Source organism: Vibrio sp. 10N.247.311.49, from assembly GCF_041467655.1.
In the GTDB taxonomy this organism is placed as follows: Bacteria; Pseudomonadota; Gammaproteobacteria; order Enterobacterales; family Vibrionaceae; genus Vibrio; species Vibrio crassostreae_C.
The window spans coordinates 268,884-283,688 of record NZ_JBFSVA010000001.1 but is presented as its reverse complement, the minus strand read 5'-3'; the positions used below and the strand labels follow the sequence as shown (position 1 = coordinate 283,688).

General features: G+C 44.6%; 14 protein-coding genes. 1 reads left to right on the top strand and 13 read right to left on the bottom strand.

Features of this window, described 5'->3' with window-relative positions; all coding sequences use genetic code 11:
• Positions 1–32 precede the first annotated feature (32 nt).
• From lapB to AB6E54_RS01205, 10 genes are all read right to left on the bottom strand, one after another.
• The gene (gene lapB / locus AB6E54_RS01250) at positions 33–1,208 is read right to left on the bottom strand and encodes a lipopolysaccharide assembly protein LapB (protein ID WP_017060240.1); all 1,176 of its coding nucleotides are present in this window, start codon (positions 1,206–1,208) and stop codon (positions 33–35) included.
• A 12-nt stretch (positions 1,209–1,220) separates the two neighbouring features.
• Positions 1,221–1,493 (bottom strand): LapA family protein, encoded by a 273-nt coding sequence (locus AB6E54_RS01245; RefSeq protein ID WP_017060239.1) that lies wholly within the window; start codon positions 1,491–1,493, stop codon positions 1,221–1,223.
• A 129-nt stretch (positions 1,494–1,622) separates the two neighbouring features.
• Positions 1,623–1,907: an integration host factor subunit beta gene (gene ihfB, locus AB6E54_RS01240; protein ID WP_017060238.1), complete on the bottom strand. Its 285-nt coding sequence runs from the start codon at positions 1,905–1,907 to the stop codon at positions 1,623–1,625.
• Positions 1,908–2,028: 121 nt separating this feature from the next.
• Positions 2,029–3,699, bottom strand: a complete 1,671-nt coding sequence (gene rpsA / locus AB6E54_RS01235) for a 30S ribosomal protein S1 (protein ID WP_010439921.1) — start codon at positions 3,697–3,699, stop codon at positions 2,029–2,031.
• A gap of 106 nt (positions 3,700–3,805) precedes the next feature.
• Positions 3,806–4,486 (bottom strand): (d)CMP kinase, encoded by a 681-nt coding sequence (cmk, locus tag AB6E54_RS01230; RefSeq protein ID WP_017060237.1) that lies wholly within the window; start codon positions 4,484–4,486, stop codon positions 3,806–3,808.
• Positions 4,487–4,765: 279 nt separating this feature from the next.
• On the bottom strand, positions 4,766–5,512 hold the full coding sequence (gene kdsB, locus AB6E54_RS01225; RefSeq protein ID WP_102494312.1) for a 3-deoxy-manno-octulosonate cytidylyltransferase: 747 nt from the start codon (positions 5,510–5,512) through the stop codon (positions 4,766–4,768).
• Positions 5,512–5,691, bottom strand: a complete 180-nt coding sequence (locus tag AB6E54_RS01220; RefSeq protein WP_004736429.1) for a Trm112 family protein — start codon at positions 5,689–5,691, stop codon at positions 5,512–5,514. Before AB6E54_RS01220 ends, kdsB begins: the two co-directional genes overlap by 1 nt.
• Positions 5,672–6,679: a tetraacyldisaccharide 4'-kinase gene (gene lpxK, locus AB6E54_RS01215; protein WP_029235494.1), complete on the bottom strand. Its 1,008-nt coding sequence runs from the start codon at positions 6,677–6,679 to the stop codon at positions 5,672–5,674. Before lpxK ends, AB6E54_RS01220 begins: the two co-directional genes overlap by 20 nt.
• Before the next feature lie 13 nt (positions 6,680–6,692).
• Positions 6,693–8,441 (bottom strand): lipid A ABC transporter ATP-binding protein/permease MsbA, encoded by a 1,749-nt coding sequence (msbA, locus tag AB6E54_RS01210; protein WP_017060234.1) that lies wholly within the window; start codon positions 8,439–8,441, stop codon positions 6,693–6,695.
• A 31-nt stretch (positions 8,442–8,472) separates the two neighbouring features.
• Positions 8,473–10,803 carry a DNA internalization-related competence protein ComEC/Rec2 gene (locus AB6E54_RS01205; RefSeq protein WP_372106191.1) on the bottom strand — a complete coding sequence of 777 codons (2,331 nt, stop codon included), beginning with the start codon at positions 10,801–10,803 and terminating at the stop codon, positions 8,473–8,475.
• Between the two features lie 17 nt (positions 10,804–10,820).
• Between AB6E54_RS01205 and AB6E54_RS01200 the strand changes: the two genes are divergently transcribed.
• Positions 10,821–11,333 (top strand): DUF2062 domain-containing protein, encoded by a 513-nt coding sequence (locus AB6E54_RS01200; RefSeq protein WP_017060232.1) that lies wholly within the window; start codon positions 10,821–10,823, stop codon positions 11,331–11,333.
• Positions 11,334–11,538: 205 nt separating this feature from the next.
• On the opposite strand, the gene lolE is transcribed toward AB6E54_RS01200, so the two are convergent.
• Genes lolE through lolC form a run of 3 tightly spaced genes read right to left on the bottom strand, consistent with a single transcriptional unit; the run spans position 11,539 to position 14,677 of the window.
• Positions 11,539–12,783 (bottom strand): lipoprotein-releasing ABC transporter permease subunit LolE, encoded by a 1,245-nt coding sequence (gene lolE / locus AB6E54_RS01195; protein WP_017072111.1) that lies wholly within the window; start codon positions 12,781–12,783, stop codon positions 11,539–11,541.
• The gene (lolD, locus tag AB6E54_RS01190) at positions 12,784–13,476 is read right to left on the bottom strand and encodes a lipoprotein-releasing ABC transporter ATP-binding protein LolD (RefSeq protein WP_017060230.1); all 693 of its coding nucleotides are present in this window, start codon (positions 13,474–13,476) and stop codon (positions 12,784–12,786) included. It abuts the gene before it with no gap.
• Complete coding sequence (gene lolC / locus AB6E54_RS01185; protein ID WP_372106190.1) at positions 13,469–14,677, bottom strand: lipoprotein-releasing ABC transporter permease subunit LolC; 1,209 nt, start codon at positions 14,675–14,677, stop codon at positions 13,469–13,471. Before lolC ends, lolD begins: the two co-directional genes overlap by 8 nt.
• Between the last annotated feature and the right edge of the window lie 128 nt (positions 14,678–14,805).

The following is a 14,805-nucleotide window of genomic DNA, read 5'->3' as shown; positions in this document are numbered from 1 at the left end:
ATTAATAATTTGGTCTTAAAGTGACCACAAATCTATTCACCATCAAGCCCACGAATAGGCTTGATCGTCCCCCACCCTTTACATGAAGGGCAGTGCCAATACAAAGAGTGTGTCGAGAAACCACACTGACGACAACGGTAATGAGGCTTAACCTTAAGCTGTTCACCAACCATAGATTGAAGTGTGGTTAAGCTGTCTTTTGCTCGGCCTTCTTCTGCTTCCGCTAGGTGGTAATCGATTAATCGATAAAAACCTTTCATGGTTGGATTTTTAACAAGCTGCTTTGTCAGTAACTCTTGAGCAGAGCCTACATCTTCATGGTGAGCAACCAATTGCGCCAGCATCAGTTCGGCAGATACACCGGCTTTCTTCTGAATACACGCTTTGAGGAACTCGACCAATTGAGCTTCTTGTCCAAGCTTGTGGTAACACTCAGCAAGGGTTGGCAACACCTCACTGATAAAATCGATATCTTGTTCAAGTACCGATTCAAGACAATCAATTGTCTTTTGGTAATCTTCGTTCGCTAAGTGGAACTTCCCTAGTGCGATACTTGCGCGAACACATTTAGGGTCTTCAGAAAGCGCCTTCTTAAAATGCTGAAGCGCTTTAGAACGATTACCATCGGCTTGTTCTTGCATTGCAAGCTCACACCAGAAATGCGCGACTGTGGCACGCATCTTCATTTTTTTCTTGCCGAGCTTAACTAAGATATTTCCGTAATGGATAGCCTTGTTCCACTCACGGGTCTGCTGATAAATAGCCACCAACTGCTGTAAAGCGCCCTCTTTATGGTCAGGTTCTTCTACAAGTTGTTCAAAGATTTTTTCAGCGCGATCAAGGAAGCCAGAGACCATGTAGTCTTTAGCTAATTGTTGCAGTGCGAGATTTTTCTGATCGAGGGTAAGCCCCGAACGAGAGATGAGATTTTGGTGAATACGAATAGCGCGGTCGACTTCGCCTCTTGAGCGGAACAAGTTGCCCAAAGCCAAGTGAGTATCGATGGTTTCATTGTCTACTTGAAGCAGTTCAATAAAGTGATCAACCGCTTTGTCAGATTGATCTGACAGTAATAGGTTCAAACCCGTCACGTATTGACGGGAGATCTGGTGTGATTGCTTTTGTTTTTCTTGCTGAGCGTTACGATTACCCATATACCAGCCATAAGCGGCTGCGATGGGCAAAAGTAAGAACAGTAACTCTAACATCAAATATAGCCTTTAAGCTTTAGTATCAGCAGGGACCTGCTTTGATTGCTTATTGAGTTGCTTCTTCAAGCGATGAATTTTTAGCTGAGACCGCATGTGCATATTACCAAAGACTAACCAAGCAAGGGCGAAGCCTGAAACGAATACAACACCTAATAAACTTGATAGGTGGAAGTCACCTTGCGCTAGCAGATAGTTGAAATTCACAGTTGTTTGGTTTTGAGAGCCTAAAGCCAGTGCAATTAGGAAAAGTGCGATAACGGCGACTATTTTTATAATTTTCATAGTTCATCACTCATTGGTTGGTTAGCTGTACGATTATGCAGGAAAATTACTAATCAGACCACCATATTATGGTCATAAAAAAGCGGCATACATTATAGTATGCCGCTTTTCTTAATTCCGATAAGTAGGCTACATTCCTGAGTTTACTCGTTCACGCAGCTCTTTACCTGGTTTGAAGTGAGGAACGTATTTACCTTCTAACTCAACCTTGTCACCAGTCTTTGGGTTACGTCCAACACGAGGCTCACGATAATGCAGAGAAAAGCTGCCAAAACCGCGAATTTCGATTCGATCACCACTTTCTAGTGTTGAAGCCATATGCTCTAAAATGTCTTTTACAGCGTCTTCAATTTCTTTTGCAGAAAGATGCGTTTGCTCAGCGCACAGTCTCTCAATCAATTCAGACTTAGTCATAGTTACCCTCGTTGGTTTTCTTTTTAGAAATTATAGACCTATCGGAAAAATAAGCAAAAAAAAAGGAGCCTTACGGCTCCTTTCTTGGCTAGATAGCTATAATTCTCTTAATGAGAAGCTATTATTCGCCTTTAGCAGCTTTGAATGCGTCTGCCATTGCGTTACCGAACGCGCCTTCTTCAGACTTGTTCAGTGAAGCCATTGCTTCTTGCTCATCAGCTTCATCTTTAGCTTTGATAGATAGGTTGATTACGCGGTTCTTACGGTCTACACCAGTGAACTTCGCTTCAACGCTGTCGCCAACGCTTAGGATTAGAGATGCATCTTCGATACGGTCGCGAGAAACTTCAGAAGCGCGGATGTAACCTTCAACGCCTTCGATTAGCTCGATAGTAGCGCCTTTCGCGTCAACTGCAGTAACAGTACCGTTTACAAGAACACCTTTCTTGTTGTCAGCAACGTATGCGTTGAACGGGTCGTTTTCCATTTGCTTAACGCCAAGAGAAATACGCTCACGCTCTGCATCTACTGCTAGAACAACAGCAGAGATTTCGTCGCCTTTCTTGTATTCACGTACAGCTTCTTCGCCGGCAGCGTTCCAAGAAATGTCAGATAGGTGTACAAGACCGTCGATACCGCCTTCTAGACCGATGAAGATACCAAAGTCAGTGATAGACTTGATCTTACCAGTAACTTTGTCGCCCTTAGCTTGCATTTCTGCAAATGACTGCCATGGGTTAGCTTTACACTGTTTCAGACCTAGAGAGATACGACGACGTTCTTCGTCGATATCAAGAACCATAACCTCAACTTCGTCGCCAACATTAACAACTTTAGAAGGGTGGATGTTCTTGTTAGTCCAATCCATTTCAGAAACGTGTACTAGACCTTCAACGCCTTCTTCGATTTCAACGAAGCAGCCGTAGTCAGTTAGGTTTGTAACACGACCAGAAAGCTTGTGACCTTCTGGGTAACGCTTAGCGATTGCTACCCATGGATCTTCGCCTAGTTGCTTAAGACCTAGTGAAACACGAGTGCGCTCACGATCGAACTTAAGAACTTTAACTAGGATTTCGTCACCAACGTTAACGATCTCTGATGGGTGCTTAACGCGCTTCCAAGCCATATCTGTGATATGTAGAAGACCGTCAACACCGCCAAGGTCAACGAATGCACCGTAGTCAGTAAGGTTCTTAACGATACCTTTAACTTCAGTACCTTCTTGTAGAGTTTCAAGAAGTTCGTCACGCTCAACACTGTTTTCAGATTCGATAACAGCACGACGAGAAACAACAACGTTGTTACGCTTCTGGTCTAGCTTGATTACTTTGAACTCTAGCTCTTTGTTTTCTAGGTGAGCAGTGTCACGGATAGGACGTACGTCTACTAGAGAACCAGGAAGGAAAGCACGGATACCGTTAAGTTCAACAGTGAAACCGCCTTTAACTTTACCGTTGATGATACCAACAACAGTTTCAGCTTCTTCGCAAGCTTTCTCAAGTACGATCCAAGCTTCGTGACGCTTAGCTTTCTCACGAGAAAGTTGAGTTTCACCGAAACCATCTTCAACAGCGTCTAGAGCTACGTCTACTTCAGCACCAACTTCAACTTCAAGTTCACCAGCAGCGTTCTTGAATTGTTCAGCAGGGATAGCAGATTCAGACTTAAGACCAGCGTCTACAAGAACGAAACCGTTCTCGATAGCTACTACAGTACCTTTAACGATGCTGCCTTGTTGGAATTCAGTTTCAGATAGAAACTCTTCAAAGAGTTGAGCAAAAGATTCAGTCATTATTTAATCTTCAATAATTAAACGTCCATGGGTATCCTACCGCATGGGGTTGATAAATTCGCCGGTCATCATCCTTGCGACCAACGTTCGTACTAGCTCGGCGAAATTACCCAGCCAGTTTCGATTCAATATAGTGTAGTGCTTTTTCTACTACCTGCTCAATATTCATTGAGGTGGAATCAAGCACTAGAGCATCCTCTGCAGGGCGAAGTGGCGCCACTGGGCGATTACGATCTCGGTCGTCTCGCTCTTGGATCTCGCTCAAAAGGTCGTCAAATTTAACATCTAACCCCTTCTGTTGCAACTGTTTAAGGCGGCGACTCGCACGCTCTTCAGCACTTGCATCTAAAAATATTTTCGCTTCAGCTTCAGGAAACACAACCGTTCCCATGTCACGACCATCTGCAACCAAACCAGGCGCAGCGCTGAATGCACGTTGACGACGAAGCAGTGCTTCGCGAACGCGAGGTAAAGCAGCAACTTTTGAAGCCGCCATGCCTGTCTCTTCTTTACGAAGTTCACCAGACACATCTTCACCTTCTAGGATAACCTTAACTAAGTCGCCTTCAGCAATAAACTGCACGTCTAAGTGTGTAGCAAGCGGTACTAAAGCATCCTCTGATTCAGTATCCACACCATGGTGAATTGCCGCTAAAGCCAATACGCGATAGATCGCGCCTGAGTCTAGAAGATGAAAGCCTAGCTTATCTGCTAGCAACATACACAGGGTACCTTTACCTGCACCACTTGGTCCATCAACCGTAATCACTGGGCTTTGAGAAGGCATCTTTTACTCCACGTTTTGTCGTAAGTTTTATTCTGTACTAGCGATTCGCCACTACTTTATAGGCGGCATATTATAGAGAAAAATTGGAACTCGAGCGAGGTAAATCTCAGATAATTCCGTGTTGATGATGCATAAACCAATGCAACTATCCCAATATCCGTTTACTTAGGTCAATGCGCGAGCTTAGATCCATAAGACACGTTCGCAATTTTCTATAGACATAAAAAAGCCTCGCAATAAGCAAGGCTCAGCGGTGTTCTGTAAACAGCTCAAAGAAGCTTAGCCAATAATAGCTCGAACCGCTTCTAGATCTTCAAGCGTATCGACACCAGCAGCTGGCGCTTCAACCGCAACGTCTACATGGATTTTTTCACCATACCAAAGCACTCGTAATTGCTCTAGGCACTCAATACGCTCAAGAGTACTAGGTTCCCAATTAATATAGGTATTGATAAAACCCGCACGGTAAGCGTAGATGCCAATATGACGAAGCAGTGGAGATTCCGCTGCTGTACCGTTGTTCGCGTAAGCATCGCGATCCCAAGGAATAGTAGCTCGGCTAAAATACAGGGCATACCCATCTTTGTCAGTCACAACTTTTACGGCGTTAGGATTAAACACTTCATCAGCATGAGTAATTTCCACACCGAGTGTTGCCATCGGAGCTGTACTGTTCGCAAGATTGTTAGCAACCTGATTAATGATCGCTGGTGGGATAAGTGGCTCATCACCTTGAACATTCACGATAATATGATCATCAGGAATCTTCATAACTTCAATCACTTCAGCTAGGCGTTCAGTACCTGACTCATGATTCGGTGATGTCATACAAACGGTCGCGCCAAATGCTTTAGCCGCTTTTTCAACTCGAGCGTCGTCGGTAGCGATAATAACGTTATCAGCACCCGCTTTCATTGACTGTTCGTATACCCATTGAATCATCGGCTTTCCACCAATGTCAGCAAGCGGCTTCCCAGGTAAACGGCTCGATTGGTATCTCGCAGGTATAACAACCGTATAAGACATTACTTACCCTCATCCATTGAAACGGTGCGAGCTTCAGGTTCTAAAAGAACAGGAATACCCTCTTTAATTGGGTAAGCAAGGCGATCAATTTTACAAACAAGCTCTTGCTTATCCTTGTCAAAAGTTAGTTTACCTTTACATACAGGGCAAGCAACGATCTCAAGTAGACGGTGATCCATAGTATTCCATAACCTCTTTTATTCTTTTTAAAATTTGCTGTTGCGAATCTTCATCGAACTGCGCAGAAACTGGAAGATACCACCAGTTATCTTGAGCATATTCTTCGCATTTTACAGCGTCTTTTTCTGTCATAATCAGATTCATACCTTTCTTAGCTAAGGCATGAAGTTCATCTTTATCAAAATCTTGATGATCGGCGAAACCCTGTGTGAATACCACATCACCATCAAGATCTTCCAATGTTTTAAAAAAGCGCGGTGGGTGGCCAATACCGGCAAAAGCAACCAGTTTCTGTAATTCAGCCACAGACCTTTTCTGACCAGTCTTTAGGTTAACCGCTTGGCTTGGAAGCAAAGACATCGAGAACTCTCGCCCATGCGCTTTACCGCCATTGTTAACCAAAAAGTCGACTTCATCTAAACGAGATACAGGCTCTCTTAACGGGCCTAAAGGAATTAGGCATTCGCTACCAAAGCGTCTTGCGCCGTCGATAACTGCAAATTCAATGTCGCGTTCAAGCGCGTAATGCTGAAGGCCATCGTCAGTGATAATCACATCAACACCTTTGCTCAGCAATGCTTTCACTGCGTTAGCTCGCACAGGGTCGACTGCGACTGGCGCACCAGTTCGCTTACGAATCAAGCGAGGTTCATCACCCGAATGCTCTGCTGGCGTATTTTCATTCAACACTAACGGATAGCTTGGTGCTTTTGCACCGTAACCACGAGACACAACTCCAGGTTTAAAGCCGTGAGCCTGAAGCATTTCTACTAACCAAATCACAACCGGGGTTTTACCATTTCCACCAGCGGTAATATTGCCCACAACAATAACAGGTAAAGGCGGGCGGTAGGTCTCTTTCTTCCCAGAGAGGTAAGCATCACGACGTTGACCACTAATCAATTTGAACAGCAGACTCAGTGGCCACAATAGCGGCCAGAGAAGATATTTCAACGGGTGATTGTTAAACCAAATCTTTTCGATCACAACAAAACCTAATTTATCCGCTGAACTGAATTCGGTGTAATTGTGCATAAGCACCATCATGCGCGATTAGCTCAGCATGTGCGCCCCTTTCTACAATATGACCATCATCAACCACTAGAATCTCATCAGCTTGCTCGATGGTAGAGAGTCTGTGTGCGATAACTAATACTGTTTTGTCTTTCTGCAGTTCTTCTAGTGCAGATTGAATCGCTCTCTCTGACTCAGTATCCAGTGCAGACGTCGCCTCATCAAGAATCAGCACAGGCGCATCTCTTAATAAAGCACGTGCAATCGCAATACGTTGTCTTTGACCACCAGAAAGGCTTGCGCCATTTTCACCAACAACGGTATCGATGCCATTTTCCATGCCTTCGATAAACTCACTTGCATGAGCAAGCTTAGCCGCGTATTCGATCTGTTCACGTGAATACTGTTCTTCTGCTGCGTAAGCGATGTTGTTAGCCACCGTATCGTTAAACAGATGTACATTTTGAGAAACGAGCGCAAAGTGCTCACGCAGATTTCTCAATTCGTAATCACGAATGTCGTGGCCATCAAGCTCAATTGAACCAGAGTCTACGTCATAAAAACGAGTGAATAGGTTAGCAATGGTACTCTTACCCGAGCCAGATCGCCCAACAAGCGCAACCGTTTTACCTTTCGGTATATTGAAGCTGATCTTATCAAGTGCTGGTTTCTCTGCACCGTCATAAGTAAACGTGACATCTTTAACAGCCACTTCACCCATTACAGTTTCAGGTTTCAACGTCCCTTTGTTTTGCTCGGTATCTAGATCCATCAAGCCAAATAGAGTCGTACTCGCAGCCATACCACGTTGGAATTCAGACGTTACGTTAGTTAACGCCTTTAGCGGACGTAATAGACCAAACATTGCAGAGAACACAACGGTAAACGTACCAGCAGTAAGCTCGGCTTTAATAGAATCGACACTAGCAAGGAATAGAACAACAACAATCGCAACTGATGCGATCATTTGAATAATCGGGTTAGCGGCCGCTTGAGCAGTGATTAACTTCATGCTTTGTTGGCGCATTTGGTTACTAACTTTATCAAAGCGGTGTTTTTCTAGATCTTGACCACCGTAAGTTAGAACCACTTTATGCCCTTTCAGCATTTGTTCAGCTGAAGAAGCAACGTGACCCATGCTAGTTTGCATGTTCTTAGAGATCTTTCTGAATCGCTTCGATACGATACTGATCGCCCACGCAACCAAAGGCGCTACAGCAAATAACACCAAAGATAACTGCCAACTATTCCAGAACATCAGCGTCAACAAGCCTATAATACTTGCACCTTCACGGACAATACTGACTAACGCTTTACTGGTTGCTGCAGACACTTGCTCTGAATCGTAAGTAATTCGAGATAGCAATGCGCCTGTCTGTTCTTTATCGAAGAAAGAAACGGGCATGTGCATGAAATGGCTGAAAATCTTACGACGAATTTCCATCACCACATTGCCAGAGACCCAACTCAAGCAATAGGTTGAAACAAAGCCACTGACGCCACGAACGAACATCATGGCAAAGATAATAAGTGGAAGTGTACGTAAAAAGTCAGATTCAGCATTACCAAAGCCTTCATCAAGTAACGGCTTTAGTAAGGAAATCATATAGGTATCAGAAACGGCATTTATAATAAGCGCAATTACCGCAACACCTAGGCCGGCCTTATATAATCGAATATAAGTCCAAAGTCTTTTAAATGTGACCCAGGTAGTTTCATCTGTTTGTGTTGACATAGAATCGCTTAATTTTCTCACAATAATCTATCTATTCTACTCCCTTACGGAGCATCTGCCTATACCACTGCCCGCCTTGTTGTTCTCTAATCGCATGATATTGCCAACCTTCTTTGCTAAGAGTGATGGTTATTTGTCCGCTTTCTCCAGTATCTAGCCAAGTACTCCCCGCTTCCTGATAACGTTCAATAACAAACTCACTCGGCATTCCCCACTGGTTGCCTTTGGCAAGAGAAGCTATCGCCAGCTGAGGAGACACCGCCTCAATAAACGACTTAATCGATGACGAATCGCTGCCATGATGCGGAACCAACATAACATCACTCCTTAGCTGTTCTCCTTCACGAGCAAGTAACCACTCACTTACCAGTTCAATATCACCAGTGAGCAACATTGAGAAATCAGCACTATGATCTGAGATCTTGACCACACACGAATGTGGGTTATACGCCCTCTTTACTTGCTTAGGCGGCCACAACACCTCAAAAACAACATCTTGCCAGTTCCAAACCTCTCCAATAGTACATGTTTGAATATTAGACGGGGCTTGAGTGATAGATTGGCGTTCTTGAATAATGTTCTGACTGGTTCTTATCCACTTTGGCGTATAGTTCTCAAGTAATGCCGGATAACCACCAGCATGGTCAGAATCGAAATGACTCACAATCACGCCTTCTAATTCATAAATCCCCCGCTGATTCAAAGTAGGAATCAACAAAGACTCAACAACCGAGCCTCCTGGCCACGCATTGCCAAGATCATAAACAACAATCTGATTGTTCTTTTCCAAGACCAAAGACAACCCATGCCCAACATCCAAGATATCAATAGTTAGTTTGTCTTGCTGGGGTTTGCTGAACTCCCACCACAGCACAAACACTGCAGTTACCAATATCGATAATGTTCGCTTGAAATACCGACTAACAAAGCTCAAAAACAAGATAAGGAATACTGATAATGCAATCCTCTGATTATCGACTTGGATCCAAAATCGCTCAGAGAAAGGAAGACTAAATACGAGAGGCTCAAGCGATAAGTCGACTAACTTCCACAGCTGACTGACCAAATCATTGTCTAGCGCTGTTATACCAACCACGCCAGACACTGACTCCGATATTAAGCTTAGAAACATTGCCAGAAACAACAGCGGGATCGTCACCATCGATACCCAAGGCAAAAGGAACAAGTTGTAGAAAACAGAGACTAAACTGACTCCTTTGAAAAACAACATCGAGGAAGGCGCGATAAGGAATGTCAGCATCAGTTGAAGCTTAATAAGTTGGAGTGCGTGGTCGATAAATGTAAAGCTTGAAGCTGAGCGCTGAGTATTACAGGCGATATAGAAAACAGCGCCCAATGCACCAAAGGACAACCAAAAACTGCTCGACAAAGCTGAAAACGGCCAAATCAGCAGAACCACGCACACACTTAAAGTAACATACCGAAGCAAACTGATATTTTGCCCACGCCACAAGAAATAACTCGCGATAACGCACATCACCAAAGCTCTCAAAGTTGGCAGCGTGAATCCAGCAAACCAACTATAGAAATACGCCAAGCCGAGCCCGAATATTGTAGGTAACCAAAGAAATGAAGGGGAAAGTAACCTTAATATCTTGCCAATCTGATAGCCGATACCAAAGGCAATCCCAATATGCAGCCCCGAAATAGCCATCAAGTGAATCAGGCCACTGCTTTTAAGCATATCCCACCGCTGAGGCGGAATAAAGTCTCGATATCCAAAACTCAAAGCGATAATGAGATCTTGATTTGCCAGCAGACTTAACCTTTCAAGGCTGGCTTCAAACCATTGGGCGCGTAAGTTGGTGCTAGAATGAATTCGGTACTTGGTATCTGCTCTGTAAGTTGCATTGGCAACCACGCCAGCACTAAACAAGTACTTTTCTCGGTCAAAGCCGGCTTCGTTGAGTTTGCCCCATATCGGCTTTATTGAGGCCGATAAATAGACATCATCTCCAAGCGTTAGCTTGAAAGGAGTAAACAAACGCAATTTTATCAATTGAGGAAAGATTAATTTTTCGCCGCCAATTGATCTGACTACTATTACGCTTTCAAAACCGTGGCTATTTTCACTAAAAAGGCTAACAACCGACGCATTTATGGTAGTATTCTGCCCTGATTGGAATAAGCGACTCGTTTGTATTTCAATCGCATTCCCTAGGCAGATAACTAGTATCAATGCTGTTACTGGACCTCTTGCACTCCGGAAAACGCTATACTTTGTTGATGCTAGCAGTAACAACAGCATCAATGGTGCCCAAACCCAATGTGGCATCACAGGCCAGAAGCTGGCAGACACAACTGTCGCAGCAAATGAAATCAAGAACCAAGTGTTAAACAAGAGAGTAGCTTCCTCCTATGCCAAGAAAGTTTATCAAACGATTTATGCCTGACCATGATCTAATCAAGCGTCAGAAAGCATTGAAAGTTTTTGGCAATGTTTTGTACAACCCCAACTTATGGTGCCTTAATCGTCGCTCTGCGGCTGGCGCGTTTGCTGTTGGGTTATTCATGGCGTTTGTCCCTCTACCAAGTCAAATGATTATGTCTGCAGGCCTTGCTGTCGCATGTGGCGTTAACCTGCCTTTAGCTGTCGCACTTGTTTGGATCAGTAACCCGGTTACCATGCCTGTTCTCTTCTACTTTGCTTATAAAGTCGGGGCGTTTGTTATGCATGTGCCACCGCAAGCCTTCCATTTCGAATTGTCTTGGGACTTCATCTTGGCACAAATGAGCACTATAGGGCCTCCGTTCTTATTGGGTTGTCTGATTTGTGGCGTGGTTTCAGCAATGATTGGCTACTTTGGTATTCGCGGTTTATGGCGCTACTCAGTAGTAAGAAGTTGGAAGAAGCGACAAGCAAGGCACTGAACGCCATTTCTTGTTATTCAATCTAACCTTGTATGCGCTTCACTTAAAACGTACACAAGTTAAAATCGGATGAGCTACTTACCTCTGCAAGATTGGCATGTAACGAAAGTCGTAAAGAACACGAATTGAATTCAATAAAAAAGGATCCCACTGGGATCCTTTTTTGTATCGACTGAAAACTGACGGCCTGTTATTTAGGCGAATGCTATTTAGAACTCAGCACTGAGGCTGGATTCAACTTCGCCGCGCGTGATGCTGGGTACCATGTCGCCAGTAAACTCAGCACAATCGCAGTGCCGGAAACCACAACAACATCCGTCATATCAAGTTGTGATGGCAAGAAGTCGACAAAATAGATATCACCGGACAAGAACTGGTGATCGACCAACTTTTCAAGTCCTTTGATTAGTGTCGTGAGATTAAGAGCGACTAGCACACCTATTGCACTGCCCACTAAACTGCCTAACACGCCTGAGAATACGCCCTGCCAAACAAAGATGCGCTTCACAAGGCCGTCTGATGCACCCATGGTTCTTAAAATCGCGATCTCTGATGCTCTGTCTTTTACTGCCATCATTAGCGTCGAGACAATATTGAAACAAGCCACACCAATAACCAGTACCATCACCAGATACATGATGGTACGAACGAGTTGGATATCTCGATACAAGAAACCAAACTTCTGCTGCCAGCTTCGTAGATACACATACACATCAAGCTGATTGCCCACTTCACGCACAATAGAGTTCGCGTTCAGCACATCGGTCACTTTCAAAGAAACCCCAGTTACCGCCTCACCTAAGTTTGCGTAGACCTGAGCATCACCAATCGGGATTAGCGCCAAACTGTGATCTATCTGACCATTAAGCGTCAGCAAGCCAACCACTTTCACTCGAACACGTTTTGGTGCCTGAACCTTCACAGAACCGTTTACCGTCGGAATCATCAAAGTCAGATAATCACCGACTTTCGCACCCAGCACATTCGCTACACCAGAACCTAAGATGATTTGTTGTTGCCCTGCCTTAAACTCGCTCCAAGCTTGCTTATCGATAAAACTCGATAGGCTTGATACCTGTTGTTCTAGCTGCGGATCAACGCCGCGAACTTCAATTGCTTTGAGTTCTTTGCCCTTTTCAGCAAGCGCAGTAATTTTCACATAAGGCGCAGCAGCAACGACTTTATCGTGCTTAACCGACTCCTCAATCACGTGCTCCCAACGAGTCACAGGCTCATTCACGCCTTCAAATTCACCATGAGGAATGACAGAAAGTACTCGTGATTGAAGCTCTCGCTCAAAGCCATTCATCGCAGATAAGCCGATAATGATCACCGCGACACCAACCGCAATACCAATCGTCGAAGACAATGAGATGAACGACACCATCTTGTCTCGTTGTTTCGCACGGCTAAATCGGCCGCCTATCAATAGAGATAAAGAGGAAAACACTTAGCTCTCCTCTTTTTCTACGTTGACCAGTAAACCATCTTGCATGTGAAGTTGGCGATCCATCTTACCGGCAAGTTCACCATCGTGAGTCACGACCAAAAAGGCAGTATCGTATTCACGGTTCAGTTCACGCATTAAGTCGTAAATAGACAGTGCGGTGTTATGGTCAAGGTTACCGGTTGGTTCATCCGCCAACACTAGCGCAGGCTTATTCACCAATGCACGAGCAATCGCCACACGTTGCCTCTCGCCACCAGAAAGCTCTGAAGGTCGGTGGTCCACGCGGTGACTCAATCCAACTTTGTCCAACAAACGTTGTGCTTCTTGCTTTGCTTTAGCGGGCTTTTCGCCGCCAATCAATAACGGCATCGCCACGTTTTCTAAAGCTGAAAAGTCAGATAGAAGATGATGGAACTGATACACAAAGCCAAGATGCTGGTTGCGAAGCTTCGCCTGCTTATTCGAACTCAAAGATGCTAAATCTTGACCAAGAAAACTCACACTGCCCGCAGAAGCATCGTCTAATGCGCCTAAGATATGCAGTAAGGTACTTTTGCCCGAGCCAGAGGTACCGATGATTGCTACTAGCTCACCCTTTTCGATGTCAAAGCTGACTCCCTTGAGCACCTCAGTATCTAACGAGCCTTCACGGTACGTTTTACGGATATCATTACATTGAAGAAAATTACTCATAACGAAGGGCCTCAGCAGGTTTCACAGACGATGCACGATAAGAAGGGAATACAGTGGCAATCAGGCTAAGTGCAATAGCCAGAACCACAACAACAGCGATTTGAATTGGGTTAATCAAAATAGGTAACTGACCACCAAACGAGAATAGAGCAACACCCATCGCTTCTAAAATCGGGTTAAGGTTCATTGCCAGAACAACGCCTAACACACCACCAGAGAGCGCACCAATCACGCCACTACTTGCGCCTTGAACCATGAAGATCCCCATGACTTGACCATCAGTCATGCCTTGGGTCTTAAGAATCGCGACTTCAGACTGCTTCTCCATCACCACCATGATAAGTGCTGAGATAATATTGAAAGCAGCAACACCGATGATAAGCCCAAGCATTAAACCCATCATGTTTTTTTCCATACGAACGGCTTGGAATAGCTCACCTCGTTGGTCTCGCCAGTCGCTCCACAACCAACCTTCCGGTAATGGCTGAGTTGATAACTCTGCGACTTCAAACGGGTCTTCAAAAAATAGTCGCCAGCCTGAAATAGTGTCTGATTTATAACGCATCAAACGCCCAGCGTCTTGGATGTCTGTCACCATCAGTTGAGCGTCGATATCAGAACCTGTATTGAAAATACCGGCAACGGTGAAATTTCGTTGGCTTGGAATACGACCTAACGGGGTGTACTGGCTCGCGCTGGTCACCATCAGGCGAACTTTGTCACCCATAGATACCTTCAAATTTCTCGCCAAGGTGTGACCAAGAAATAGCTGATATTGCCCAGCTTGAAGTGAAGACAATCTGCCCGCAATCAAGTGGTTTTGAAGAGGGTCATCTGAATTAGGTTCAATGCCGATCAACAGACCTGCAGATAACTGAGCAGGACTTTGAATTACCGCTTCGCTACGAACAATAGGTTCAACGTGACCATTGAGCGACATTTGCTCTGCAAAATTAGGCGCTTGAGCAGACAGTGACGTTGTGCCTCCTTGCTCGTAAACGACGGCTTGAGGAAGGACACCGAGAATTCGGTCTTTTAACTGCGCTTCGAATCCATTCATTACCGATAAAACAGTAACCAAAGACAGCACACCAATGGTGATTCCGGCCGTCGACATATAAGAAACAAAACGGCTAAAGCGATCACCTGAACGACCTTTCAAATAGCGCAGGCCAACAAACAACGAAATAGGATGAAACATACTTTGAACCATCTAAAGGGGATGCGGGTTAATGTAACGGGTATTGCTGTTACTGTGTAGGGGTTAATTGAAAATATAGAGTGAATTAACTCAATTAGTTAGGCTTGAAAAACAGAACCTTGTCAAAT